This window comes from Microbacterium sp. EG9, assembly GCF_059759475.1.
Genome location: NZ_CM186217.1, coordinates 893,402 through 917,734 on the forward strand (window position 1 = coordinate 893,402; position 24,333 = coordinate 917,734).

Below are 24,333 nucleotides of genomic sequence, written 5' to 3' on the forward strand. Positions count from 1 at the left end.
GTTCGCGCGCGTCGTGTCCTAATGTTCTTTCAGGCCTAAACAAAGGGGTTCCCGTGCCGTCTTCATCCGCCCGAGCCGATGTCACTCGATCGGCCGTGCTCGCCTTCATCGGCGGCAGCGGTCCCACCTCGCGGGCCGACCTGGCGCGCGAGCTCGACGTCTCGCCCGCGCTCATCACCCAGCACACACGTCAGCTGATCGCCGACGGGCTGCTCGTCGAGCTCGACCACAGCCCCTCCAGCGGCGGACGCCCGGCGCGGCTCCTCGGACTCGTGGCCGACGCGGGTCGCGCGATCGGCGTCAAGGTCGTCGCGGACCACATCACCGTCGTGGAGGTCGGGATCGACGGCACCGTCGTCCGTTCCGCGACCGAGCCCTTCGATGCGGCCTCGGGCACCGCGACGACACGCCTGGCCGAGAAGCTGCGCGCGTTCATCGCCGGGGGCGACGGCGCCCCGCTCCTCGGTCTCGGGGTGGGCGTGCCCGGCAACGTCGAGGAGCAGGCGGTCGGCACCGTCGACTCCACGCAGCTCGGCTGGCAGCGCGTGCCCCTCGGCGAAGCGCTGCGTCGCGAGCTCGACCTCCCGGTCCTCGTCGAGAACAACGTCAACGCCCTCGCGATCGCCGAGGCGCTGCACGGGCAGGCGCGGGGGCACGAGAACGTCCTCGTCCTCACGATCGGCACCGGCGTCGGTGCGGGGCTCGTGGCCGACGGCCGCGTGCTGCGGGGTCGGAGCGGCGGGGCGGGCGAGATCGGGCACGTCCCGGTGGAGGAGGACGGTCCGCTCTGCCAGTGCGGCGGCCGCGGCTGTCTCGAAGCCATCGTCGGCCAGGACGCCCTCGTGCGCCGCGCCCGCGAGCAGGGGATCATCGGCCGTGATGCCGGCATCGGCGCGCTGCGCTCCGCGGCGGACGCGGGCGACGCGGGCGCCCAGCAGCTCTTCTCGCACGCCGGACATCTGCTCGGTCGGGTCCTCGCGGGCGTGGTCAACGTGGTCGACCCCGAGATCGTGATCCTCCTCGGTGAGGGCGTCGAGTCGTGGCGACACTGGTCGTTCGGATTCGAGCCGGCGTTTCGCGCCGGCCTCATCCCGCGCAACCGCGCCGTACCGGTGGCGGTCGAGACGTGGCAGGACGACCGCTGGGCGCAGGGCGCGGCCTCGCTCGTGCTCTCGACCCCGTTCGACGACCAGGGGCGCTCGGGGGAGCAGGGACGTCTCGTGCGCGAGCGGCTCGCCGTGGCGCGTGCGGTCGAGCCCGGAGAAGGCGGCGGCGCGAGATGACCCTCACGGCCCGGCCTCTCCCGGCCACGACGGGACGCGCGGCGATCCGGACCCGGCCCGTGCGGCGGCCCCGGCGACGACTGCGCTACGCGCTCACGGTGCTCGCGTTCCTGCTGCCGAGCGCCATCCCGCTCGCCCTCTTCACGATCTACCCGATGTTCGGCGCGCTGTGGACGAGCCTGCACGAATGGAACCTGCTCGCCCCCATGAAGTGGGTCGGGCTCGACAACTACGTCCACCTCGTGCAGGACCCGGCGACGCAGCGGGCGTTCTTCAACACGCTCTACTACCTCGTCGGCTACCTGCCGCTCGTCTACATCGGCGGTCTCGCCCTCGCCCTCGCCCTCAACGTGCCGCTGCGCGGTCGCAACATCCTGCGCGGTGTGTACTTCCTTCCCGTCGTGACGAGCTGGATCGTGGTCGCCCTGGTGTGGCGCTGGCTCCTCAACCCGTCCGTCGGCATCGTCAACGCGACCCTCGCGGTGTTCGGCATCGACGGGCCGGGCTGGTGGACCGACCCGGCGTGGTCGATGCCCTCGATCATCCTGGCCTCGGCGTGGAAGGACCTCGGGTTCGTCATGATCATCCTGCTCGCCGGGCTCCAGGCCATCCCGCAGGAGATGTACGAGGCCGCGAAGGTGGACGGCGCGGGCCCGTGGCGGCGCCTGTTCAACGTGACCCTGCCGTTGCTGTCGCCCTCGACGTTCTTCGTCGTCGTGATCTCGCTGATCAACGGCTTCCAGGTCTTCGACCAGGTCTACGCGATGACCGGCGGCGGTCCGGCGGGCTCGAGCACCGTCGTCGTGCAGCAGATCTACGACCTGACGTTCCGCTACGGCGCCGCCGGTGAGGCCTCGGCCCTGTCGTGGATGCTGTTCATCCTCGTGCTCGGCGTCACCGTCGTGCAGATCGTCGGCCAGAAGAAGTGGGTGACCTATGCGTGAGAAGACCCAGCGCGCCCTCCTGGCCGCGGTGCTGATCGCCGGCGCTGTCGTGATGTTCTTCCCGTTCCTGTGGACGCTGTCGACGTCGTTCTCGCCGGGCGCCGGCCTGGACGCGACGCCCCGCCTCATCCCGGAGGAGCCGTCGTTCTCCGCGTATCAGACGCTGTTCGCGGAACTGCCGTTCGCCCGCATCATCGCCAACTCCCTCGGTCTGGCCGTCGCCACCGCGCTGCTCCAGCTGATCACCAGCTCGCTCGCGGCCTACGCCTTCAGTCGTCTGCCCTTCCGTGGGCGCTCCGTGGTGTTCGCGGTGTACCTCGCGACGATGATGATCCCCATCCAGGTGCTCATCGTGCCGCTGTTCGTGCAGATGCGAGACCTCGGCCTCGTCGACACCTATCTCGGTGTGCTGCTGCCAGGCGTCGCAAGCGCATTCGGCGTGTTCCTGCTCCGGCAGGCGATGAACGCCGTGCCGCGCGAGCTGGACGAGGCCGCGACCCTCGACGGCGCGGGCCACTTCCGCATCTTCGGCACGGTCGTGCTGCCGCTGGTGGGGCCGACGCTCGCGACGCTGGCCGTGTTCTCGTTCATGAACAGCTGGAACGGCTTCCTGTGGCCGCTCATCATCCTGCGCTCGGCCGAGCTCAAGACCCTGCCGCTGGCGCTCGCCGGGCTGCAGGGCCAGTACACGACCCAGTGGGACGTGATGATGGCGGGCTCGGTCGTCAGCATCCTCCCGATGCTGGCCATCTATCTGTTCGCTCAGCGCTACGTCATCCAGGGCGTCGCCTCCAGCGGCATCAAGTAACACCCGTACGACCTCACCTCGCACACCCGTATCGAAGGAGATATCGCATGAACCGCACAGCACCCATCGCCGGGATCGGCGTCCTCGCCGTCGCCGGCCTCGCCCTCGCCGGATGCTCCGGCTCCACCTCGCCCGCCGCGGGGGGAGACGTGACCATCACGTACTCGAACTTCATCTCGGCCGGCGGCAACGAGAAGAACCTGCAGGCGATCGTCGACGCCTTCGAGAAGGAGAACCCCGGCATCACCGTCGAGGTGAAGACGCTGCCCTACGCCGACTACTTCACGGCGCTGCAGACCGACCTCGCCGGCGGCACGGCCGCGGACGTGTTCGACATCGAGTTCGCGAACTACGCCGCGTATCAGAAGAGCGGCGTCCTCGCCCCGCTGGACGGCGTGGACACGAGCGTCTACCAGACCTCGCTCGTCGACGCCTACGCCACCGACGGCACCTCGTACGCGCTGCCGAGCTCCTTCTCCAACGTGGTGCTCTTCTACAACGCCGACCTGTTCGATGCGGCGGGTCTCGCGTACCCGACCGCCGACTGGACGTGGGCGGACGAGAAGGCCGCCGCCGAGAAGCTCACCGACGCGGGCGCCGGGGTATGGGGCGACTACCAGCCCATCTCGTACCACGAGTTCTACAAGGCCGTCGCCCAGGCGGGCGGGCAGTTCCTCACCGCCGACGGCAAGGTCGGCTTCAACAGCCCGGAGGGCATCGCCGCCGCCACCTGGCTCGTCGGCAAGAGCGGCACGACCATGCCGACGGCCGAGCAGGGTGCGGGCACCCCCGACTTCGACAGCAAGCTGTTCGCGGACGGGAAGCTGGCGATGTGGCACAGCGGCATCTGGATGTTCGGAGGCCTGGCCGACGCCGGCATCTCCTGGGACATCGCCGTCGAGCCGGGTGACACGCAGCACGCGAGCGCGCTGTTCTCCAACGCCGTGGGCGTGTCTGCGGGCACGAAGAACAAGGAGGCGGCCACGAAGTTCGCCGAGTTCCTCACGAGCTCGAAGACGACCGTCGACACGCGTCTGACGGCCGGCTGGGAGCTCCCGCCGATCGCCGACCAGACGGCGCTGTCCGCCTACCTCGACATCACCCCGCCGGCCAACCGCCAGGCCGTGTTCGACTCGCTCGAGGAGGTCGCGCTCGCGCCGTCGATCGGCGACGGCCAGGCCGAGATGCAGGACATCGTCACCGAGGAGCTGACCGAGGCCGCCGCCGGCCGCAAGACGGTCGAAGCGGCCCTCGCCGACGCCGAGAAGCGCATCACGCCCCTCCTCGGCTGACATCCCCTCTGGTCGGGGCGGGTCCGCCCGCCCCGACCACCGCGACTCCCACGGAACGGACCCATGACCACCACACCCCGCGTCGCGCTCGACGCCCTCCTCGACCGCTCCCGCACCGTCATCACCTCGTTGCAGGAGCCCAACGGCGCCTACCCGGCGTCGCCGTCGTTCTCGGCGTACCGCGGGTACTGCTGGTTCCGCGACGGCTCGTTCATCGCCGACGGCGCCTCCGCCGCGGGCGAGGCGGCCTCCGCCTCGGCGTTCCACGACTGGTGCGCGATGGTCGTCGCCCGCTACGCCGACCGCATCCGCGACATCGTCGAAGCGGCGGATGCGGGCACCCCGCTGCCCGACGAAGAGATGCTGCCCGCCCGTTTCACCTTCGACGGCGGACTGGGCTCGGACGACTGGTGGGACTTCCAGCTCGACGGCTACGGCACCTGGCTCTGGGCCGCGGCCACTCACTGCGACCGACACGGCATCGACCCCACGCGGTGGGCGGATGCCGCCGCGCTCACCGTCGACTACCTTCTGAGCTCGTGGGCGCGCCCCTGCTACGACTGGTGGGAGGAGCACGACGAGGCCGTGCACGCCTCGACGCTCGGGTGCATCGCCGCGGGCCTGCGTGCGGCGGCCGACGCCGGACTGGTCACGGGCGAGCGCGCCGCGCGGGCCCGCGCGGGAGCGGCGGAGGTCACCGCCCGTCTCACGCGGGACGCCGTGGTCGACGGGCACCTCGTGAAGTGGATCGGCTCGGATGCCGTGGACGGCAGCCTCAGTGCGCTCCTCGCACCGCTGGGTGTGATCGATGCGCATTCCGCACTGGGGGCGGGGACGCTCCGCGCGGTGTCGGAGCAGCTGGAGGTCGAGGGCGGGGTGTACCGCTTCCGCGCCGACACGTTCTTCGGCGGCGGACGGTGGCCGCTCCTGTCGTGCTTCCTCGGTCTCGCGTACGCGGCGGCGGGCGAGCGCGACGAGGCCCTGCGCCTCCTGGAATGGGCCGCGTCGACCGCCACCGGGGAGGGGATGCTGCCCGAGCAGGTCGACGGGCATCTGCTCGCGCCCGGGTACCGCCAGGAGTGGCTCGAGCGTTGGGGGCCGGTCGCGACCCCGCTGCTGTGGAGTCATGCGATGGTGCTGCGCCTGGCCGTCGAGCTGGGTGTCGGCCGGGGGGAGCTCGCGGCATGATCCGTCATCGTCCCTCCGGGTCCGGGCATCCCTACTCCGACGACACCGAGCAGCGCAGTCCGGTGCAGCCGGTGGCGGGTGAGCCGCTGCGCCTCGGCGTGCGCACGTCGGGAGACATCGACGCGGTCACGGTCGAGCTGCGGGTGGACGACGCCGACGCGGTGATCCTCCCGCTCGCGCGCGTCGCCCGGTCGTCGCGCGGACAGGCCGTCGACGGCGGGCACCTCGCCTCGGCCCAGGCGCGCACCGCGCGGGCCGCGGGCGGGTGGCAGGTGGAGCTGCAGGCTCCGCCGGCCGGCAGCGTGCTGCGCTACCGGTTCGCCGCCGCCGGCACCGACCGCGGCGGCTCCACCCGCTGGTTCGAGACCCGGGTCGCGGCGTGGCGCGACGCGGATGCCGCGGCGCTCGCGGTCGAGGGGACCGCCGTGGACGTCGTGCCGGGCACGCTCCAGGTGCTCGACGACGGCGAGCGGATCCACCGCCTGCGCTTCGCCCTCCCGCTCGCGCCGGGGGAGCACGTCACCGGATTCGGTGAACGCTACGACGCGCTCGATCACCGCGGGGCGCAGTTGGACGCCGTCGTGTTCGAGCAGTACAAGAGCCAGGGGGCGCACCGGCGCACCTACCTGCCCATGCCGTTCGCGCACGTCGTGGGCGGCGCCGGCTGGGGGCTGCACGTGCGGACGTCGCGTCGCGTGTGGTTCGACATCGGAGAGCAGGTCTCCGATCGCCTGGTGATCGAGGCCGACGTGGATGCCGCCTCCGGCGCGCCGGCCGCACTCTCGCTCGCCCTGTACACGGGCGATCCCACGACCGTGCTCGACGCCTTCCTCGCGGAGACCGGACGCCCCCGCGTCCTTCCGGACTGGGTGTTCGGGCTGTGGGCCAGTGGCAACGAGTGGAACACGCAGGCCGAGGTGGAGCGCCAGATGGCGCTCCACCGTGAGCACGACATCCCCGTCCGCAACGTGGTGATCGAGGCATGGAGCGACGAGAAGAGCTTCACGATCTTCCGCGACGCGCAGTACGCGGTGCGCGAGGACGGCGGCCCGATGCGCTTGGCCGACTTCACCTTCCCCGCCGACGGCGCCTGGCCCGACCCGAAGGGCATGGTCGACGCGCTGCATGCGCACGACGTGCGTGTGCACCTGTGGCAGATCCCGCTGCTCAAGCTCCGCCCGCATCCCACCGGCCAGGCGGCCGCGGACGCGCGCGCCGCGCTCGCTGAGGGCGTCGTCATCCGGGAGAGCGCTCCGGACGGGACGCTGCGGCCGTACCGCAACCGCGGGTGGTGGTTCCCGCTCTCGCTCATGCCCGACCTCACCGACGAGCGTGCCGCCGCGTGGTGGACCGAGAAGCGCCGCTACCTCGTGGAGGAGGTCGGCATCGACGGCTTCAAGACCGATGGCGGCGAGCACGCGTGGGGCGAGGATCTCGTCTACCTCGACGGCTCGTCCGGCGACGTCGCCAACAACCGCTTCCCCGTGGCGTACGCCGCCGCGTACGGTCGGCTGCTGGAGTCGGCGGGCAAGGCTCCCGTCACCTTCAGTCGCGCCGGCTTCACCGGCTCACCCGCGCACGGGGCGTACTGGGCGGGAGACGAGAACTCCACGTGGGAGGCGTTCCGCTGGTCGATGTTCGCGGGGCTCTCCGCGGCATCCTGCGGGATCGTCTACTGGGGCTGGGACATCGCGGGCTTCTCCGGTCCCATCCCCGACGCGGAACTGTACGTGCGGGCGATGGCGGCGAGCGTGTTCGTGCCGATCATGCAGTACCACTCCGAGTTCAACCACCACCGGCTGCCCTCCAACGACCGCACGCCGTGGAACATCGCCGAGCGGACGGGCGACGAGGCGGTGATCCCCGAGGTGCGCGCGCTCGTCCGGCGGCGCGAGCGCCTCGTGCCGTACCTCGCCGAGGCGGCGGCGCGCGCCGTCTCCTCGTCGGTGCCGATGATGCGCCCCCTGTACTTCGACCACCCGACCGATGCGGCCGTGTGGCGGCATCCGCTGCAGTGGATGCTGGGCAGCGACCTGCTCGTCGCCCCCGTGCTCGAGCCCGGGGCGCGGGAGTGGCCGGTGTACCTGCCGTCCGGATCGTGGGTCGAGGCGCGCACCGGCGCGGCGCTGACCGGCGGACGCGTGGTCACCGTCGACGTGTCGGCGCGGGACGCCGTCCCGGTGTTCGTCCGCGCCGAGGCGTGGGTCGCCTTGGCGCCGGTCCTCGCACCGGAGCGGGAGCCGCACCGCGACGAGGACTGAGGCCGTCTCTCACGCGGTGGGCTCGTCGGCGGCTGCCTCGTCTGTCCGGTGAGCCCACCGGTGGGCCACGCGGCGGCGCAGCGCCACGGCGCGCTGCGAGGCGCCGGCGAGCCAGCCCGCTCCGACGAGGACGAGGGCCACGATGAGCACCACCACGGCCGTGCCCACGGCGCCGGCGAGGAGCCGGTCGTAGATCGCGAGCGCCGCGGCGGAGGAGAAGTCCGCCTGCGTCGCGGAGGACGCCACCCACGGGCGGCCGACCCCCGCGACGATCAGCAGGATCGCCGACCCGATCCCCGCGGCGATGCCCGCCCGGGCGAGAGCGGCGGCGCGGCGTCGCGCGAGCACGACCCCGCCGATGAACAGCACGGCCGTGACCACCGGCATCCACCCGCCGAGAGCGACGCCGACGGCGTAGCCCGTCCGGATCGCCGAAAGGGTGTCACCCGAACCGATGATCACGACGTGGTCGACTTCGGGGATGAACGGAGCCAGCGGAGCGCCCTGCGCGACGAGGCGCTCTTCGACGGCCGCGACGATCGCGCCGATCTGGATGCCGAGGCCGTCGGCCGTCTGCACGACGACGCCGCCGCCGTCGGAGGTCGCCGCGACGGTCAGTGCCCGATGGGAGCGGCGGACGACCTGCTCCCAGACGGTGCTGAACGCGTCCGAGCGCACGGCGTCGGCCACGGCGACGTGCACGAGCTGCTGCAGCGCCGTCGCCGCCGGGCCTTCCAGGCGCCGCAGCGCCTGCGCCGCGCGGTCGCCCATGCCGAGGTCGATCAGGCCGTCGATGACCGTGCCGGTCAGCGCCGCCGTGTCGAGCCGCTCATCGATCGCCGTGGTCGATGCCGCGATCACGGCGTCCTGAACCTCGACGGCCTGCGACAGCGGCGCGAGGGTGGCCGCGAACGCGTCCTCGTCGACGAGCTGCGTGCGCGCCCATCCGCTGACGATCGACAGGGGCAGCAGGACCGCCGCGACGACGATCACCGCCGTCGACGCCACCCCGCGCGCGGTGGCCATCCTCAGACGGCGCGCAGAACCGCGACGACGCGGCCGAGCACCACGGCGTCGTCGCCGAGGATCGGTTCGAACGCGGAGTTGCGGGGGAGCAGCCAGGTGTGGCCGTCGCGCTGGCGGAAGGTCTTGACGGTGGCCTCGCCGTCGAGCATCGCCGCCACGATCTCGCCGTTGTCCGCCGTCGGCTGCGAGCGCACCACGACCCAGTCGCCGTCGCAGATGGCGGCGTCGATCATCGACTCGCCGCTGACCTTGAGCATGAACAGGTCGCCCTTGCCCACGAGCTGTCGCGGCAGCGGGAAGATCTCCTCGACCTGCTGATCGGCGGTGATCGGCACGCCGGCGGCGATGCGGCCCACGAGCGGCACGAGGGCGGCATCGCCGAGGGCGGGCGCGAGGTCGGCGGGGTTCTCCGCCGCCGCGCCGGGCAGGTCGATGAGCACCTCCATCGCGCGGGTCTTGCCCGCGTCGCGGCGCAGGTAGCCGCTGAGCTCCAGCTGGTTGAGCTGATGGGTCACGCTCGACAGCGACTTCAGTCCGACGGCATCGCCGATCTCGCGCATGCTCGGCGGGTAGCCGTGGCGGGCGATGGAGGTCTGGATCACCTCGAGGATCTTCAGCTGCTTGTCGCTGAGGCTCTTCCGCCTGCGTGTCTGAGGCTTCTCGGCCATGTCGCGCGCTCCTTCGATCGCGTCCCCCCGAAGGCGTCGCCTTCGAATGTCGGAGGTAGGTGATGGGGTCGTCTTGTCGAAACCGTATCCGGTTTTCGCAGCCTCGACCGGCACGCGCCCGCGTGTCGCCTTCGATTCATCTGCGAGAACCGTGTGCTTGACACCCGAACACCATCGAAGATACATTCGGAAGAGAGATTCGCATCCGGCCCTCCCGGCCGAGGATCGGATGCGAATCTCTCGACACCCGGAGACACCCGTCCTGAGGAGGAACCCATGACCACGATCGACATCCTCGGAGCCTCGCCCCGGGGCCGTCTCGTCGCGGCGACCCCGATGACGACTGTCCGCACGACGAACACCCCGACGCGACTGCGTCTCACGGCACGGGGTCGGCGGGTCCTCGCGCTGCTCGCCTCCGTGCCCGCGGTGATCGCCCTCAGCATCGCGATCCTGTCCGGTGGCGGCGCGCTCGCCTCGAACGAGAACGGCTCCGGGGTCTCCTTCGCCCACGTCACGGTGCAGCCCGGTGACACGCTCTGGTCGATCGCGCACGCCGTCGCGCCCGATGCCGATCCGCGCGACGTGGTCGACGCGATCATGCGGCTGAACGCGCTGCCGTCGGGAAGCCTCGACATCGGCCAGAGCGTCGCGATCCCGGCGGAGTACAGCGCCGGGCGCTGATGCTCCCGGCGCCGGGAGCCCTCTCGGGGCGCCGTGTCGTGCAGTGCGCCGTCTACGATGTTCAGGGTGAGCGTCCGACTCGATGACCTTCCCCTCCGCGACGATCTGCGCGGGCTGACACCCTACGGGGCGCCTCAGGCGCCGCTGCCGGTGGCGCTGAACGTCAACGAGAACACCCACCCGGTGCCGGAGGACGTCGCCGACGACATCCTCGACAGCGTCGCGCGCGCGCTGCGCGAGGTGAACCGGTACCCCGACCGGGAGTTCACGGCTCTGCGCGAGGGATTCGCGGAGTATCTGGGTCACGGCCTGTCGGCGGCTCAGATCTGGGCCGCCAACGGGTCGAACGAGGTCCTCCAGCACCTGCTGCAGGCCTTCGGAGGTCCGGGACGCACCGCCTTCGGCTTCGCTCCCACCTACTCGATGTACCCGCTGCTGACGCGGGCGACGGGGGCGACCTACGCGCACGGCACCCGGGGCGTCGACTACACCCTCGCCCCGGAGGACGCCGCTGCCCAGATCGAGCGCGCCCAGCCGGACATCGTCTTCCTCTGCGCGCCGAACAACCCGACCGGCACCCCGCTCGGCCTCGACGTCATCGAGGCGGTGTACGACGCGGCGCCCGGCATCGTGATCGTCGACGAGGCGTACCAGGAGTTCGCGCCGCGCGATTCGCGCTCGGCGCTCACGCTCCTGCCCGATCGTCCGCGTCTGGTGGTGTCGCGCACCATGAGCAAGGCCTTCGCGTTCGCGGGTGCCCGTGTCGGCTATCTCGCCGCCGACCCCGCCGTGATCGACGCCCTGCGCCTGGTGCGCCTCCCGTACCACCTCAGCGCGCTCACCCAGGCCGCCGCGACCGCGGCGCTGCGGCACGCGCCCGCGATGCTCGCGATGGTCGACGACATCGTCGGTCAGCGCGACCGCATCTCGGCGACCCTCGACGCGCTCGGCTACCGCCCGTTCGAGAGCTGGACCAACTTCGTCCTCTTCGCGGGCGTGGAAGACCCGGCCGCCACGTGGCAGGCCCTCTACGACCGGGGCGTCCTCATCCGCGACGTCGGCATCCCGCACAGTCTGCGGGTGACGGCCGGCACCGAGGAGGAGTCGACCGCGTTCCTCGACGCGCTCGCCTCGCTGGGCCCTGGCGGAGCCACCGCGCGCTAGCGCGCGCCGGTAACACGCGGAAGCGGTCGTGCGGGCGCTCGGTAGACTCGGCGCATGAGTACTTCTGCCCCCCGCACCGCCTCCCTCCGGCGCGCGACGAGCGAGTCCACGATCGAGCTCGAGCTCGATCTCGACGGGTCGGGGCAGAGCCGCATCGACACGACGGTCCCGTTCTTCGATCACCTGCTCACCGCGTTCGCGAAGCACTCGCTCACCGATCTGACCGTGCGCGCCTCCGGCGACACCCACATCGACGCCCACCACACCGTCGAGGACACGGCGATCGTGCTCGGCCAGGCGATCCGGCAGGCACTGGGCGACAAGAGCGGCATCTCGCGCTACGGCGACGCGCTCGTGCCGCTCGACGAGGCGCTCGCGCAGGCCGTCGTGGACATCAGCGGACGGCCCTACCTCGTGCACACGGGGGAGCCCGTCGGCTTCGAGCACCACCTCATCGGCGGCCACTTCACCGGCTCGCTCGTGCGCCACACCTTCGAGGCGCTGGCGTTCAACGCCGGGCTCACGGTGCACGTGACGGTCCTCGGCGGGCGGGACCCCCACCACATCGCCGAGGCGGAGTACAAGGCGTTCGCCCGGGCGTTCCGCCAGGCGAAGGCGCAGGATCCGCTCGTGCACGGCATCCCCAGTACGAAGGGAGCCCTGTGACGGACGGCGACGCGCAGGTCGGCACGCGACCGCTGGTCGCGGTGCTGGACTACGGATCCGGCAACGTCCATTCCGCCGTCAAGGCGCTCGTCGCCGCCGGGGCGGACGCGCGACTGACGGCGGATCGCGGGCTGATCCAGGATGCCACGGGCCTCGTGGTGCCCGGAGTCGGCGCCTTCCGTGCCGTGATGGACGCGCTGCGCGCGACCCGCGGCGACGAGATCATCGAGCGGCGCCTCGCCGGCGGCCTGCCCGTGCTGGGGATCTGCGTCGGCATGCAGGTGCTGTTCGAGCACGGGGTGGAGCGCGGCGAGGAGACGGAGGGGCTCGGCGAGTGGCCGGGCGCGGTCACCGAACTCGACGCCCCGGTGCTGCCGCACATGGGATGGAACACGGTGCGCGCGGGGGAGGGGACGACGCTGTTCCGCGGCATCGAGCACGAGCGGTTCTACTTCGTGCACTCCTATGCGGCGCAGCACTGGACGCTGGAGGTCACGCGGCCGTTCCGTGAGCCGGCGCTCACCTGGTGCGACTACGGCTCGCCGTTCCTCGCGGCGGTCGAGAACGGTCCGCTGTCGGCGACCCAGTTCCACCCCGAGAAGAGCGGCGAAGCCGGCATCCGTCTGCTCGGCAACTGGATCTCGGCGTTGCCGTCGGCCCGGTAGTCTCTCTGCTTGTGTGTCACCGTGTCCGCAGTGCGCGGTCACTGAACCCCTTCCTGGAGCCATGAACGATTTCGCGTCGACCCCTGAACTGATCCTGCTTCCCGCCGTGGACGTCGCCGACGGCAAGGCCGTGCGCCTCACGCAGGGCGAGGCCGGCACCGAGACCAGCTACGGCGATCCCGTCGAGGCGGCCCTCACCTGGGCCCGCGACGGTGCGCAGTGGATCCACCTCGTCGACCTCGACGCCGCCTTCGGCCGTGGCAGCAACGCCGCCGTGCTCCGCAAGGTCATCAAGCAGCTCAAGGGTGTGCAGGTCGAGCTGTCCGGCGGCATCCGCGACGACGCCACGCTCGAGGCGGCGCTGGACTCCGGTGCGGCGCGCATCAACCTCGGCACGGCGGCGCTGGAGAACCCCGAATGGGCGGCCGACGTCATCGGCCGCTACGGCGACGCGATCGCGGTCGGCCTCGACGTGCGCGGGACCACCCTCGCGGCGCGCGGCTGGACGCGCGACGGCGGCGACCTCTGGCAGGTGCTCGAGCGCCTCGAGGACGCCGGCTGCAGCCGCTACGTCGTCACCGACGTCACCAAGGACGGCACGCTCAAGGGACCGAACCTGGAGCTGCTGCGCGAGGTCACGGCGCGCACGGTCAAGCCGGTGGTCGCATCCGGCGGCATCTCCAACCTCGACGACATCGCCGCGCTGCGCGAGCTCGTGCCGCTCGGCGTCGAGGGAGCCATCGTCGGCAAGGCCCTGTACGCGGGCGCGTTCACGCTCGCCGAGGCGCTGGATGTCGCCGCAGGCTGAACGGCCCGGGGACGGCGCGGGAGGCCACTCCTGCGCCGCCGACTCGGCGGGCGTGCCCTGGGAGGGGCGCTCGTTCGAGGCGAACCCGCACGCCGGTGACGACGGATCGGCCGATCCCGCGCTGCTGGCGGCACTGACCGCGTTCCGCGACGGCAGCGGCGACGCGGTCGCCGTCGTCGACGCCTACCGCTCGGCTCGGCTGCTCATCCCCCTGGTCGCCGAGGCGGGGGACGTCGGCGTCGCACCCTCGGGCCACCTCGTCGACAAGACGCAGGAGCTCTCGATCGTGACCGTCGCGGGACCGGACGGGCGCACGGTGCTGCCGGTGTTCACGTCCGTCGCGACGATGGCCGCGTGGGACCCGAAGGCGCGGCCGGTGCCGGCCGACGGCATCCGCACCGCCCTGTCGGCCGCGGCCGACGACACCGACCTGATCGTGATCGACCCGGCATCCGCGACCGAGTTCGTGCTGCGCCGACCCGCCGTGTGGGCGATCGGGCAGGCGCTGCCGTGGGAGCCCGCCCACCTGTCACCCGAGGTCATGGCCGGTCTGCACGCGTCGATCGGCGCCGAGCTCGGCGTGCTCGACCTCTCGGTGGCCAGCGGCGACCCGGAGGCGCGCCTGCGCGGACCGGAGCTGATCGTGCGCCTGCACCTCGTCGACGGTCTGGACCAGACGCAGCTCGACGCGATCCTGCAGCGCCTCGCCGCCCGCTGGGCGGCGGACGATCGCATCGCCGTGCTCGTCGACTCCCTGACGGTCAAGCTCGTCCGCGGCTGACCGTGTCGCCGGTCAGGTGACCGGGCCCGTCCACTTCTCGCCCGGTCCCTTGCCGATCGGATCGGGGATGACGGATGCCTCACGGAAGGCGAGCTGCAGGGAGCGCAGCCCGTCGCGCAGCGACCGCGCATGCATGTCGCTGATCTCCGGAGCGCCGGCGGTGATAAGACCCGCCAGGGCGTTGATGAGCTTGCGGGCCTCATCCAGGTCGAGCTGCGTGGCCGGGTCGTCGGCCAGTCCCGTCTTGACGGCCGCGGCGCTCATGAGATGCACGGCCGCCGTCGTGATCACCTCGACGGCCGGGACGTCGGCGATATCGCGGCTCGCCGCCGCGGCGGCGCGCTCGCGCTCCTCCCATCGGGCGAGCCGTTCGGCCTCGTGGGGGTCGGGGGAGGAGGGAATCGTGTCCACGTGCTGCTCTCTGCTAGACTGTGCGGGCGCCGGAGTGTTCTGCTCCGGATCGAAAGAGGATCACATCCCACCCGCGCTTGCCGCTCCAGGCTACCGGGTCACGCACTCCGCCCCGTCCGACGGGGCCGCCACGACGGGATCCGTTGCGGGTGAGGGTGCAGGAACGAAGCCGACGTGCGCGTCGTGCGGGGTGGACGTGACGATCTTCCGCCCGAGACACATCCCTGTGTCCGGTGGCACCCACCCGTACGACTAAGGAGTTCCGCATCAGCGATCCCCGCACCAATGACCGCATCCGCGTTCCCGAGGTCCGCCTCGTCGGACCCGCGGGTGAGCAGGTCGGCGTCGTCCGCATCGAGGTCGCGCTGCGCCTCGCTCAGGAAGCAGATCTCGACCTCGTCGAGGTCGCCCCCAACTCGAAGCCGCCCGTGGTCAAGATCATGGACTACGGCAAGTTCAAGTACGAGGCCGCCCAGAAGGCCAAGGAAGCGCGTCGCAATCAGGCCAACACGGTCCTCAAGGAGGTCCGTTTCCGTCTGAAGATCGAGGCTCACGACTACACGACCAAGCTCAAGCGCGCCGAGGGCTTCCTGCAGTCGGGTGACAAGGTCAAGGCCATGATCCTCTTCCGCGGTCGCGAGCAGTCGCGTCCCGAGCAGGGTGTGCGTCTGCTGCGCAAGTTCGCCGAGGACGTCGCCGAGCACGGCACTGTCGAGTCGAACCCGACGATCGACGGTCGCAACATGGTCATGGTCATCGCCCCGCACAAGAACAAGTCCGAGGTCAAGACCGAGCAGAACGCCCAGCGTGCTGCCAACAAGGAGGCGGCGCGCCAGGCGCGCACGACCCCGGGCGCCGAGCCCGAGTCCGCCCCCGCCGAGACCGCTCCCGCGGAGTAGGTCGCCCGGCCCGCGGCCCCGCCGCGTCGGCCCCACGAGCTCCCGCCCCGCGGGAACCACAACGAAGGATAGAGACATGCCGAAGCAGAAGACCCACTCGGGTGCCAAGAAGCGCTTCAAGGTCACCGGTAGCGGGAAGATCAAGAAGCAGCAGGCGAACCTCCGCCACAACTTCGAGGGCAAGCCCACCAAGCGCACGCGCCGCCTGTCGGCCGACAAGATCCTGGCTCCCGGCGACGCGAAGGTCGCCAAGAAGCTCCTCGGCATCTGAGCGCTGACGCAGACGAGAAAGTAGAAGAAAATGGCTAGAGTCAAGCGGGCCGTCAACGCCCACAAGAAGCGTCGCGTCATCCTCGAGCGCGCCTCCGGTTACCGCGGTCAGCGTTCGCGCCTGTACCGCAAGGCCAAGGAGCAGGTCACCCACTCCCTGGTCTACGCGTACCGCGACCGTCGCAAGCGCAAGGGCGACTTCCGCCGCCTGTGGATCCAGCGCATCAACGCCGCGAGCCGTGCGAACGGCCTCACCTACAACCGCTTCATCCAGGGCCTGGGCCTGGCCGGCGTGCAGGTCGACCGTCGCATGCTCGCCGAGCTGGCCGTCAACGAGCCGAAGACCTTCGCGTCGCTCGTCGAGACCGCCAAGAAGGCGCTGCCGGCGGACGTGAACGCGCCCAAGGCGTAATCACCGCAACACAGCACACAGAAGGGGTGTCCTCCGAACGGGGGACACCCCTTCTTCTTCTCTAGGATGAGAGCGTGCTCGAAAACCCTCGCTCTCCGCGCGTGCGCGCCGTCGCCAAACTGACCAAGCGCAGTGCACGTCAGGAGACCGGGCTGTTCCTGCTCGAAGGGCCGCAGGCCGCCCGCGAGGCGCTGGCCTTCCGCCCCGACACCCTCGTCGAGCTCTTCGCCACGCCCACGGCGATGGAGCGTCACCAGGACATCCGCGACGCCGCGCGCGACGCGGGGCTGGAGATCGTCTTCACGACGGAGGCGGTGCTCGACGCGATGGCCGACACCGTCACGCCGCAGGGCATCGTCGCGGTCGCGCGCCAGTCGCCGACGTCGCTGAAGGACGTGTTCGCGGCATCCCCGACGCTCATCGCGATCTGCGAGGAGGTGCGCGATCCCGGGAACCTGGGCACCATCATCCGCGCCGCCGACGCGGCGGGCGCGGATGCCGTCGTGCTCACCGGGCGCACCGTCGATCCCTACAATCCCAAGGTCGTGCGGGCCACCACCGGGTCGCTCTTCCACCTGCCGGTCGCGGTCGGCGCCGAGCTGTCCGCGACCGTCGAGCGTGCCCACGCCGCGGGGATGCGGGTGGTCGCCGCCGACGTCGGGGGCGACGACTTCCTCGCGCGCCGCGAAGTGCTCGCCGAGCCCACCGCCTGGCTGTTCGGCAACGAGGCGCGCGGCCTCGAAGACGCCGCGCTGGGCCTTGCGGACCTCTCGCTGCGCCTGCCGATCTACGGGCGCGCCGAGTCCCTGAATCTCGCCACCGCGGCCAGCGTCTGCCTGTACGAGACCGCCTTCGCGCAGCGCGGAGGGCGCTGACGCGCATTGTCGCGGCTCGGTCACGACTCGGTCAAGATCCTGTGCATAAGTTGTGCCACGTCGAGGTGATCTGCCTAGGCTGGCCCGCATGTCGACTCCCCACCCGGCTCCGGCGACGTCCAACATCACGGTCCGTCGAGGCGATCCCCTGGTCGTGATCGATGCGGTCGAGAAGCACTACGGCGACTTCCACGCCCTGAAGAACATCGACCTGACGGTGAACCGCGGCGAAGTGGTGGTGGTCATCGGGCCGTCCGGTTCCGGCAAATCGACGCTCTGCCGCACGATCAACCGGCTGGAGACGATCACCAGCGGCACGATCTCGATCGACGGCACCGAGCTGCCGAAGGAGGGCAAGGCCCTCGCCGCGCTCCGCGCCGACGTCGGCATGGTCTTCCAGTCGTTCAACCTCTTCTCGCATCTGACGATCCTCGAGAACGTCACTCTCGGGCCGATCAAGGTCAAGAGGATGAAGAAGGCGGATGCCGAGGCGGAGGCGAAGGTCCTCCTCGAGCGCGTCGGTGTCGGCCACCAGGCGGCGAAGCTGCCGGCTCAGCTGTCCGGAGGTCAGCAGCAGCGCGTCGCGATCGCGCGGGCGCTGGCGATGAAGCCGAAGGTGATGCTCTTCGACGAGCCCACCAGCGCGCTGGACCCGGAGATGATCAACGAGGTGCTCGACGTCATGGTCGGCCTCGCCCAGGACGGCATGACGATGATCGTCGTCACCCACGAGATGGGGTTCGCCCGCAAGGCCGCCGACCGCGTCGTGTTCATGGCCGACGGGCAGATCGTCGAGCAGGCCCGGCCCGAGGAGTTCTTCACCGCACCGAAGAGCGACCGCGCGAAGGACTTCCTCTCCAAACTGATCACGCACTGATGAAGACGTCCGCGCCCGGCACCGGCGCGGTCAACGAGAGATGGATACGAAACAGGAGGATCACATGCTGAAGAAGAATCGCATCGCCGGCGCTTTCGCCGGTCTGGCCGTCGCGGCCCTCGCCCTCACGGCGTGCAACAGCGGCACCCCGGGTGCAGAGCCCGGCGCGACGGAGGGCGCCGGCGGCGCCGCCGAGACCCCGTGGACGGTCGCCACGGATGTGACGCTCGAGGGCAGCCCCACGTTCGACAAGATCACGAGCGCCGGCGTCGTCAAGGTCGGCGTCAAGGAGGACCAGCCCGGTCTCGGCTACCTCGACCCGGTCACGAACACGCGCAGCGGCTTCGACGTCGACATCGCGCGGTGGATCGCGGCGTCGCTCGGCTACGACGAGGACAAGATCGAGTTCCAGGCGATCGCCTCCGCCAACCGCGAGCAGGCGCTCGTGAACGGCGACATCGACTACTACGTCGGCACCTACTCGATCACCGACAAGCGCAAGCAGCAGATCTCCTTCGCCGGTCCCTACTTCATCACCGGTCAGGGCCTGCTCGTCGCCGCCGACAACGACAAGATCACGGGTAAAGACGCGCTGACCGCGGACGACACCGTCTGCTCGGCCACGGGCTCGACCTCGATCCAGCGCATCAAGGAGGAGACGCAGGCCAAGACGAAGGAGTACGACACCTACTCCGCGTGCGTCGAAGATCTCAAGAACGGCCAGGTCGACGCCGTCACCACCGACGAGGCGATCCTCATCGGATACGCCGCGCAGGCGCCCGACCAGCTGAAGGTCGTCGGAGAGCCCTTCAGCGAGGAGCGCTACGGCGTCGGCATCGCGCAGGGCGACACCGCCTTCCAGACGTTCATCAACACGATGTTCACCGACGGCGGATCGACCTGGCAGGCGATCTTCGACAAGAACCTCGGCGCCTCCGGCGTGAAGGCGACGCAGCCGCAGGTCGACGCGGCGGACTGATCCGCCCCGGCGGCGGCGCTGCCGCGCCGCCGCCGGAACCCGACCACACGACGACAACGACGGAAGGCGGAGCGGTGGAGGTCATCACCGACAACCTGGACCTGTGGGGAGAGGCCCTCACCGGCACGCTGGTGCTGTTCTTCGGCGGCGGCGTCCTCGCGCTCGTGCTCGGCTTCGTCGTCGGCGCGATGCGCGTCTCGCCGATTCCGGCGGCGCGCGCGGTGGGCGCCGTCTACGTCAACTGGATCCGCAACACCCCGCTGACGCTGGTCATGTTCTTCTTCGCGTTCTGCCTGCCGATCCTGCTGCGGGAGCGCATCGACGCGATCCTGCTCGCGACTCTCGCCCTCGGCGTGTACACGGCGACCTACGTGGCCGAGACGCTGCGCTCCGGGATCAACACCGTGCCGGTCGGTCAGGCCGAAGCCGCCCGCGCGCTGGGTCTCACCTTCGGCCAGGTGATGACCCTCGTGGTGCTGCCGCAGGCCACCCGCTCGGTCATCCCGCCGATGATGAGCGTGCTCATCGCGCTGTTGAAGAACACGACCGTGGCCGCCGGCTTCTCCGTCCTCAACCTGGGGTCGGTCCGCAGCAACCTCAGCGAGCGGGGCGAGAACCAGCTCGTCACCCTCCTGTGGGTCATGGTCATCTTCGTCGCCCTGGTGCTGCTGCTCGCGTGGCTGCAGCGAGCGATGGAACGCCGATGGAAGGTCGCACGATGAGCTCCGTCCTCTACGACGTCCCGGGTCCCCGCGCCGTCGCCCGCAACCGGGTGCTGGGGCTCGCCACGATCCTGCTCGTCCTCGCGATCGTCGGGTGGGTGAGCTGGCGCTTCGCCGCGACCGGACAGTTCTCCGCCGACAAGTGGGAGATCTTCACGTACGCGACGATCTGGCAGCGGCTGCTCGACGGCGCGCTCGCGACGCTCGCGGCCTTCGCCGCGGCGGCGGCCGGTGCGCTCGTGCTCGGCTTCGTCCTCGCGATCGGGCGCTTGTCCGCGCACGCGTGGATCCGGGTGCCCGTCGGCTGGATCACCGAGATCCTGCGCGCCGTCCCCGTCCTCGTCTTCATGATGCTGCTCTACTACGGTCTGCCCGTGGTGGGCATCCGCATGGAGCCGTACTGGGCCGTCGTCATCGCCCTCGTCGCCTACAACGGGTCGGTCCTGGCAGAGGTGATCCGTGCGGGCGTCGAGTCGCTGCCGCGCGGCCAGAGCGAGGCGGGCTACGCGATCGGTCTGCGCAAGGCCGGAGTGCTCCGCCTGATCCTGCTTCCGCAGGCGATCCGCGCCATGATGCCGGTCATCGTCGCCCAGCTCGTCGTCACCCTGAAGGACACGGCGCTCGGCTTCATCATCACCTACCCCGAGCTGCTCTACGTCATCAAGCTGTTGGGCTCGAACGCGGTGTACAGCTCGCCTCTCATCCAGACCGCGATCGTCGGCGGCTCGATCTACGTCGCGATGTGCCTCGTGCTCAGCTTCGTCGCCTACCGCATCGAGCAGCGGGCGAAGCGCCGTCAGCAGCAGCAGGCGGCCGAGGGCGGCGCTCCTCACCACCCGCTGGGCGCCGGCGGCACCGACACCGAGCTCATCGCCCTGCAGGCGCGGGCGGGCAAGCTCGATCCGGGGAACACGTCGCAGATGTGATCCGCGGGGCGGTCGCCGGCGCGGTCCCGGTAGCCCGCGCCGCCGCCGGTAGACTGCTCTCTTGTGTCTGACGCACCCGAGATCACTCCCGCGATCACCGCCGAGAACGTGGATGCCGCCGTCGCCGACGCTCTCACAGCGATCGCCGCGGCCGGTTCCACGGCCGAGCTCAAGGCGGCGCGCGCGGCCCACGCCGGCGAGGGGTCGCCCCTCGCGCAGCTGAACGCGCAGCTGCGTCACGTGCCGAACGAGCAGAAGGCCGCGTTCGGCAAGCTCGTCGGCCAGGCGCGCGGGCGCGTCACGCAGGCGCTCGTCGCCCGGGAGGAGGAGCTCGCGGCCGCGGAGAACGCGGCGAAGCTCGAGGCCGAGCGGGTCGACATCACGGCGATCGCGCCGCGGGGGCGCGTCGGCGCCCGGCATCCGATCTCCCTCCTGCAGGAGGAGATCGCCGACCTCTTCGTCGGCATGGGATGGGAGATCGCCGAGGGCCCCGAGCTCGAGCACGAGTGGTACAACTTCGATGCGCTGAACTTCGACATCGACCACCCGGCGCGCCAGATGCAGGACACGTTCTTCGTGGATCCCGTCGAGCGCCACCTGGTGCTGCGCACGCAGACCAGTCCCGTCCAGATGCGCTCGATGCTCGAGCGTGAGCTGCCGATCTACGTGCTGTCGCCCGGACGGGTGTACCGGACCGACGAGTTCGACGCCACGCACCTGCCCGCCTTCCACCAGTTCGAGGGCCTCGTCGTCGACAAGGGCATCACGATGGCGAACCTCAAGGGCACCCTCGACCACGCCGCGAAGGTCCTGTTCGGCGCCGAGGCGAAGACGCGTTTCCGCACCAACTTCTTCCCCTTCACCGAGCCGTCCGCCGAGCTCGACCTGTGGCACCCGACCTTCAAGGGCGGCGCGCGCTGGATCGAGTGGGGCGGCTGCGGCATGGTCAACCCGAACGTGCTGCGCGCGGCCGGGATCGACCCGGAGGTCTACTCCGGGTTCGCGTTCGGAATGGGCATCGAGCGCACGCTCATGTTCCGCTCCGACGTGCAGGACATGCGGGACATGGCCGAGGGCGATGTCCGCTTCAGCGAGCAGTTCGGAATGGTGGTCTGATGCGCGTCCCTCTGTCGTGGCTGCGTGAGTACGTCGAGCTTCCCGAGGATGCCACGACCGACGACGTCTTCGCGGCGCTCGTGTCGGTCGGCTTCGAGGAGGAAGAGGCGATCGGCTTCGAGATCACCGGTCCGGTCGTGGTCGGCCAGGTGCTCTCCTTCGAGGCGGAGCCCCAGTCCAACGGCAAGACCATCCGGTGGTGCCAGGTCGACGTGGGCGCGGCCAACGGCGGCGTCCGCGGCATCGTCTGCGGCGCCTCCAACTTCGTCGCCGGCGACAAGGTCGTCGTGTCGCTGCCCGGCGCCGTCCTGCCCGGCCCGTTCCCGATCTCGGCGCGCAAGACCTACGGCCACGTCTCCGACGGCATGATCGCCTCGGCGCGCGAGCTCGGCCTCGGTGAGGAGCACAACGGTATCCTGCGTCTGGTCGAGCTCGGACTGGACCCGGAGGTGGGCGCCGACGCGATCGCCCTGCTGGGCCTCGACGACGTCGCGGTCGACGTGAACGTCACGCCCGACCGCGGCTACGCCCTGTCGCTGCGCGGGATCGCGCGCGAGTACTCGCACGCCACCGGAGCCGCCTTCCGCGACCCCGCCGACCACGAGTGGGCGGACGTCGAGCCCGGCAGCGGATTCCCGATCGTCGTCGACGACCGGGCGCCGCTGCGAGGCCGCGTCGGAGCGAGCGAGTTCGTCGCCCGCGTCGTGCGCGGGGTCGATCCGACCCGCCCCACGCCGCCCTGGATGGTGGCGCGGCTGACCCTCGCGGGCATCCGCTCCCTCGGCATCCTGATCGACATCACCAACTACGTCATGCTCGAGCTCGGCAACCCGATCCACGGGTACGACCTCGACCGGCTGCAGGGCGGCATCACCGTCCGGCGCGCCGGCGAGGGGGAGAAGCTCACGACCCTCGACGGCAAGGAGCGGACGCTCAGCGCCGAGGACCTCCTCATCACCGACGAGTCGGGCCCGATCGGCCTCGCCGGCGTGATGGGCGGCGGGACGACCGAGATGACGGATGCCACGCGCAACGTGCTCATCGAAGCGGCGACCTTCGACCCGATCACGATCGCGCGCACGGCCCGTCGCCACAAGCTGCCGTCCGAGGCCTCGCGCCGTTTCGAGCGCGGCGTCGACCCGCTGCTGCCGTTCGTCGCCGCCCGCCGCGTCGCCGACCTGATGGTCGACCTCGCCGGCGGAACTCTCGACACCGAGCTGGGCGGCGCGCTGTTCGGCGAGGTGTTCGTGGAGGGCATCGACCTGCCGCGTGCGTTCGTGTCGACCCTCATCGGCGTCGACTACACGGATGCCGAGATCACGGACGCCCTCGAGATGATCGGCTGCGAGGTGACGGATGTCGATGAGGCGTTCGTCGACGGGGTCGTGTTCGACGAGGCCGTGCCCGCCGACATCCCCGGCGGCGGATGGATCGTCATCCCGCCGACGTGGCGCCCCGACCTCACCGACAAGTGGACGCTGGCCGAGGAGGTCGCGCGCATCCACGGGCTCGACCGCATCCCGTCGATCCTGCCGACGCCCCCGTCGGGTCGCGGCCTGACCGCGCTGCAGAAGGGGCGTCGTCGGGTCGCCAACGCCCTGGCGGCCGCCGGCTACGTCGAGACGCCGTCGTTCCCGTTCTCGACCGCCGAGGCGAACGCGCTGCACGGCTCGGCCTCCGGCGAGCCCGTGGCCTCGGTGCGGCTCGCGAACCCGCTGGACGGACAGGCGCCGTATCTGCGCCGCTCGCTCATCCCCGGGCTGCTGGCCGTGGCGCACCGCAACCAGGCCCGCGGGTTCACCGACCTGGCCCTGTTCGAGACGGGACTCGTCTTCACCCCCGAAGACGGCGTCGTCTACGGCACGGCGACCGTGCCGCCGCTCGCCGTGCGTCCCGATGACGAGACCCTCGCGGCCCTCAACGCCTCGCTGCCGCCGCAGCCGCGCCACGCGGCCGTCCTCCTCGGCGGCGACATCGTCGCCAAGCAGCCGGGTCAGCCGGCCGTCGCGGCGGAGCTGTCGGATGCGCTCTTCGCGGTGCAGACGATCGCCGCCGCTGCGGGCGTGCGCATCGACGTGGCCCAGGGCCGGCGCGCTGCGCTGCACCCGGGACGCACCGGGATCCTCTCCGTCGACGGCGTCGAGGTCGGCTACGTCGGCGAGGTGCTGCCGCAGGTCGCCGACGACGCCGACCTGCACGGGCGGGTCTACGTCGCCGAGCTCGATCTCGATCGCGTCCTCGCCCTCGCGGGCGCGCCCGCGGTCGCGCCGTCGCTGTCGGGCTACCCGGCCGCGACGCAGGACGTCTCGCTCGTCGTAGGCGCGGACGTCGTCGCCGGTGATGTCGAGGCGGCGCTCGTCGACGGCGCGGGCCCGCTGCTGGAGACCGTGCGTCTCGTCGACGACTATCGCGGAACGGGACTCGCCGACGGCACGAAGAGCCTGACGTTCGCGCTGCGGTTCCGGGCGCCCGATCGCACGCTCACCGCGGCCGAGGCCACGGAGGCCAAGCTCGCCGGTGTCGCCGTCGCGACCCAGCGCTACGCGGCGACGATCCGGGAGTAGCGCCCGCTCGGGGCCGTCGCGTGGCCCTCTTGACGGATCTGCAA

At 71.0% G+C, this 24,333-nt stretch carries 25 protein-coding genes; 22 read left to right on the top strand and 3 right to left on the bottom strand.

The window, feature by feature from the left end:
- Positions 1-53 precede the first annotated feature (53 nt).
- The 6 genes from AC6CQV_RS04135 to AC6CQV_RS04160 all read left to right on the top strand — a co-directional run bounded on the left by AC6CQV_RS04135 (position 54) and on the right by AC6CQV_RS04160 (position 7,776).
- A complete protein-coding gene (locus tag AC6CQV_RS04135; protein ID WP_061782138.1) occupies positions 54-1,283 on the top strand; it encodes an ROK family transcriptional regulator in 1,230 nt (409 codons plus the stop codon).
- On the top strand, positions 1,280-2,227 hold the full coding sequence (locus AC6CQV_RS04140; protein WP_082734139.1) for a carbohydrate ABC transporter permease: 948 nt from the start codon (positions 1,280-1,282) through the stop codon (positions 2,225-2,227). The genes AC6CQV_RS04135 and AC6CQV_RS04140 overlap by 4 nt, the downstream gene beginning before the upstream one ends.
- A complete protein-coding gene (locus AC6CQV_RS04145) occupies positions 2,220-3,035 on the top strand; it encodes a carbohydrate ABC transporter permease (protein WP_060959495.1) in 816 nt (271 codons plus the stop codon). The genes AC6CQV_RS04140 and AC6CQV_RS04145 overlap by 8 nt, the downstream gene beginning before the upstream one ends.
- Positions 3,036-3,082: 47 nt before the next feature.
- Entirely contained in the window at positions 3,083-4,327 is a 1,245-nt protein-coding gene (locus tag AC6CQV_RS04150; RefSeq protein ID WP_205283172.1) for an ABC transporter substrate-binding protein, read from the top strand.
- Positions 4,328-4,390: 63 nt separating this feature from the next.
- Positions 4,391-5,515 carry a glycoside hydrolase family 15 protein gene (locus AC6CQV_RS04155; RefSeq protein WP_498260357.1) on the top strand — a complete coding sequence of 375 codons (1,125 nt, stop codon included), beginning with the start codon at positions 4,391-4,393 and terminating at the stop codon, positions 5,513-5,515.
- The gene (locus tag AC6CQV_RS04160) at positions 5,512-7,776 is read left to right on the top strand and encodes a glycoside hydrolase family 31 protein (protein ID WP_498260358.1); all 2,265 of its coding nucleotides are present in this window, start codon (positions 5,512-5,514) and stop codon (positions 7,774-7,776) included. Before AC6CQV_RS04155 ends, AC6CQV_RS04160 begins: the two co-directional genes overlap by 4 nt.
- 9 nt (positions 7,777-7,785) lie before the next feature.
- Here AC6CQV_RS04160 and AC6CQV_RS04165 read toward each other — a convergent pair whose 3' ends face one another.
- Positions 7,786-8,802 carry a hypothetical protein gene (locus tag AC6CQV_RS04165; RefSeq protein WP_498260359.1) on the bottom strand — a complete coding sequence of 339 codons (1,017 nt, stop codon included), beginning with the start codon at positions 8,800-8,802 and terminating at the stop codon, positions 7,786-7,788.
- Positions 8,803-8,804: 2 nt separating this feature from the next.
- On the bottom strand, positions 8,805-9,470 hold the full coding sequence (gene lexA, locus AC6CQV_RS04170; protein WP_060959500.1) for a transcriptional repressor LexA: 666 nt from the start codon (positions 9,468-9,470) through the stop codon (positions 8,805-8,807).
- Positions 9,471-9,746: 276 nt separating this feature from the next.
- Here lexA and AC6CQV_RS04175 point away from each other — a divergent pair, with 276 nt between their 5' ends.
- The 6 genes from AC6CQV_RS04175 to AC6CQV_RS04200 all read left to right on the top strand — a co-directional run bounded on the left by AC6CQV_RS04175 (position 9,747) and on the right by AC6CQV_RS04200 (position 14,238).
- On the top strand, positions 9,747-10,154 hold the full coding sequence (locus AC6CQV_RS04175) for a LysM peptidoglycan-binding domain-containing protein (RefSeq protein WP_082734141.1): 408 nt from the start codon (positions 9,747-9,749) through the stop codon (positions 10,152-10,154).
- Between the two features lie 57 nt (positions 10,155-10,211).
- On the top strand, positions 10,212-11,318 hold the full coding sequence (locus AC6CQV_RS04180; protein ID WP_060959501.1) for a histidinol-phosphate transaminase: 1,107 nt from the start codon (positions 10,212-10,214) through the stop codon (positions 11,316-11,318).
- Between the two features lie 54 nt (positions 11,319-11,372).
- On the top strand, positions 11,373-11,984 hold the full coding sequence (gene hisB, locus AC6CQV_RS04185; RefSeq protein WP_060959502.1) for an imidazoleglycerol-phosphate dehydratase HisB: 612 nt from the start codon (positions 11,373-11,375) through the stop codon (positions 11,982-11,984).
- Complete coding sequence (hisH, locus tag AC6CQV_RS04190; protein ID WP_498260360.1) at positions 11,981-12,649, top strand: imidazole glycerol phosphate synthase subunit HisH; 669 nt, start codon at positions 11,981-11,983, stop codon at positions 12,647-12,649. Before hisB ends, hisH begins: the two co-directional genes overlap by 4 nt.
- 61 nt (positions 12,650-12,710) lie before the next feature.
- Complete coding sequence (priA, locus tag AC6CQV_RS04195; protein WP_060959504.1) at positions 12,711-13,457, top strand: bifunctional 1-(5-phosphoribosyl)-5-((5-phosphoribosylamino)methylideneamino)imidazole-4-carboxamide isomerase/phosphoribosylanthranilate isomerase PriA; 747 nt, start codon at positions 12,711-12,713, stop codon at positions 13,455-13,457.
- On the top strand, positions 13,441-14,238 hold the full coding sequence (locus AC6CQV_RS04200) for an SseB family protein (RefSeq protein WP_205283165.1): 798 nt from the start codon (positions 13,441-13,443) through the stop codon (positions 14,236-14,238). The genes priA and AC6CQV_RS04200 overlap by 17 nt, the downstream gene beginning before the upstream one ends.
- Positions 14,239-14,250: 12 nt before the next feature.
- Here AC6CQV_RS04200 and AC6CQV_RS04205 read toward each other — a convergent pair whose 3' ends face one another.
- Complete coding sequence (locus AC6CQV_RS04205; RefSeq protein WP_060959506.1) at positions 14,251-14,649, bottom strand: DUF1844 domain-containing protein; 399 nt, start codon at positions 14,647-14,649, stop codon at positions 14,251-14,253.
- A 233-nt stretch (positions 14,650-14,882) separates the two neighbouring features.
- On the opposite strand from AC6CQV_RS04205, the gene infC reads away from it, so the two are divergent.
- The 10 genes from infC to pheT all read left to right on the top strand — a co-directional run bounded on the left by infC (position 14,883) and on the right by pheT (position 24,289).
- Positions 14,883-15,548: a translation initiation factor IF-3 gene (gene infC, locus AC6CQV_RS04210; protein ID WP_498260361.1), complete on the top strand. Its 666-nt coding sequence runs from the start codon at positions 14,883-14,885 to the stop codon at positions 15,546-15,548.
- Positions 15,549-15,624: 76 nt separating this feature from the next.
- Positions 15,625-15,819 carry a 50S ribosomal protein L35 gene (gene rpmI / locus AC6CQV_RS04215; protein ID WP_005048908.1) on the top strand — a complete coding sequence of 65 codons (195 nt, stop codon included), beginning with the start codon at positions 15,625-15,627 and terminating at the stop codon, positions 15,817-15,819.
- A gap of 30 nt (positions 15,820-15,849) precedes the next feature.
- Positions 15,850-16,230: a 50S ribosomal protein L20 gene (gene rplT / locus AC6CQV_RS04220; protein WP_060959507.1), complete on the top strand. Its 381-nt coding sequence runs from the start codon at positions 15,850-15,852 to the stop codon at positions 16,228-16,230.
- Between the two features lie 74 nt (positions 16,231-16,304).
- Positions 16,305-17,105 (top strand): TrmH family RNA methyltransferase, encoded by an 801-nt coding sequence (locus tag AC6CQV_RS04225; RefSeq protein WP_061782142.1) that lies wholly within the window; start codon positions 16,305-16,307, stop codon positions 17,103-17,105.
- Positions 17,106-17,193: 88 nt separating this feature from the next.
- A complete protein-coding gene (locus AC6CQV_RS04230; RefSeq protein ID WP_060959509.1) occupies positions 17,194-17,982 on the top strand; it encodes an amino acid ABC transporter ATP-binding protein in 789 nt (262 codons plus the stop codon).
- A 64-nt stretch (positions 17,983-18,046) separates the two neighbouring features.
- Entirely contained in the window at positions 18,047-18,961 is a 915-nt protein-coding gene (locus AC6CQV_RS04235) for a glutamate ABC transporter substrate-binding protein (RefSeq protein ID WP_060959510.1), read from the top strand.
- A 74-nt stretch (positions 18,962-19,035) separates the two neighbouring features.
- Positions 19,036-19,683, top strand: a complete 648-nt coding sequence (locus tag AC6CQV_RS04240) for an amino acid ABC transporter permease (RefSeq protein WP_060959511.1) — start codon at positions 19,036-19,038, stop codon at positions 19,681-19,683.
- Positions 19,680-20,609, top strand: a complete 930-nt coding sequence (locus tag AC6CQV_RS04245; RefSeq protein WP_498260362.1) for an amino acid ABC transporter permease — start codon at positions 19,680-19,682, stop codon at positions 20,607-20,609. Before AC6CQV_RS04240 ends, AC6CQV_RS04245 begins: the two co-directional genes overlap by 4 nt.
- 63 nt (positions 20,610-20,672) lie before the next feature.
- Positions 20,673-21,725: a phenylalanine--tRNA ligase subunit alpha gene (gene pheS, locus AC6CQV_RS04250; protein WP_101306554.1), complete on the top strand. Its 1,053-nt coding sequence runs from the start codon at positions 20,673-20,675 to the stop codon at positions 21,723-21,725.
- Positions 21,725-24,289, top strand: a complete 2,565-nt coding sequence (gene pheT, locus AC6CQV_RS04255) for a phenylalanine--tRNA ligase subunit beta (protein WP_498260363.1) — start codon at positions 21,725-21,727, stop codon at positions 24,287-24,289. The genes pheS and pheT overlap by 1 nt, the downstream gene beginning before the upstream one ends.
- Positions 24,290-24,333: the final 44 nt, after the last annotated feature.

Excerpts from the sequence above, each read along its gene's own strand:
- AC6CQV_RS04140 (WP_082734139.1), top strand. The coding sequence starts at position 1,280 with ATGACCCTCACGGCCCGGCCTCTCCCGGCCACGACGGGACGCGCGGCG.
- AC6CQV_RS04145 (WP_060959495.1), top strand. The coding sequence starts at position 2,220 with ATGCGTGAGAAGACCCAGCGCGCCCTCCTGGCCGCGGTGCTGATCGCC.
- AC6CQV_RS04150 (WP_205283172.1), top strand. The coding sequence starts at position 3,083 with ATGAACCGCACAGCACCCATCGCCGGGATCGGCGTCCTCGCCGTCGCC.
- AC6CQV_RS04155 (WP_498260357.1), top strand. The coding sequence starts at position 4,391 with ATGACCACCACACCCCGCGTCGCGCTCGACGCCCTCCTCGACCGCTCC.
- AC6CQV_RS04160 (WP_498260358.1), top strand. The coding sequence starts at position 5,512 with ATGATCCGTCATCGTCCCTCCGGGTCCGGGCATCCCTACTCCGACGAC.
- AC6CQV_RS04165 (WP_498260359.1), bottom strand. The coding sequence starts at position 8,802 with ATGGCCACCGCGCGCGGGGTGGCGTCGACGGCGGTGATCGTCGTCGCG.
- lexA (WP_060959500.1), bottom strand. The coding sequence starts at position 9,470 with ATGGCCGAGAAGCCTCAGACACGCAGGCGGAAGAGCCTCAGCGACAAG.
- AC6CQV_RS04175 (WP_082734141.1), top strand. The coding sequence starts at position 9,747 with ATGACCACGATCGACATCCTCGGAGCCTCGCCCCGGGGCCGTCTCGTC.
- AC6CQV_RS04180 (WP_060959501.1), top strand. The coding sequence starts at position 10,212 with ATGTTCAGGGTGAGCGTCCGACTCGATGACCTTCCCCTCCGCGACGAT.
- hisB (WP_060959502.1), top strand. The coding sequence starts at position 11,373 with ATGAGTACTTCTGCCCCCCGCACCGCCTCCCTCCGGCGCGCGACGAGC.
- priA (WP_060959504.1), top strand. The coding sequence starts at position 12,711 with ATGAACGATTTCGCGTCGACCCCTGAACTGATCCTGCTTCCCGCCGTG.
- AC6CQV_RS04200 (WP_205283165.1), top strand. The coding sequence starts at position 13,441 with ATGTCGCCGCAGGCTGAACGGCCCGGGGACGGCGCGGGAGGCCACTCC.
- rpmI (WP_005048908.1), top strand. The coding sequence starts at position 15,625 with ATGCCGAAGCAGAAGACCCACTCGGGTGCCAAGAAGCGCTTCAAGGTC.
- rplT (WP_060959507.1), top strand. The coding sequence starts at position 15,850 with ATGGCTAGAGTCAAGCGGGCCGTCAACGCCCACAAGAAGCGTCGCGTC.
- AC6CQV_RS04230 (WP_060959509.1), top strand. The coding sequence starts at position 17,194 with ATGTCGACTCCCCACCCGGCTCCGGCGACGTCCAACATCACGGTCCGT.
- AC6CQV_RS04235 (WP_060959510.1), top strand. The coding sequence starts at position 18,047 with ATGCTGAAGAAGAATCGCATCGCCGGCGCTTTCGCCGGTCTGGCCGTC.
- AC6CQV_RS04245 (WP_498260362.1), top strand. The coding sequence starts at position 19,680 with ATGAGCTCCGTCCTCTACGACGTCCCGGGTCCCCGCGCCGTCGCCCGC.
- pheT (WP_498260363.1), top strand. The coding sequence starts at position 21,725 with ATGCGCGTCCCTCTGTCGTGGCTGCGTGAGTACGTCGAGCTTCCCGAG.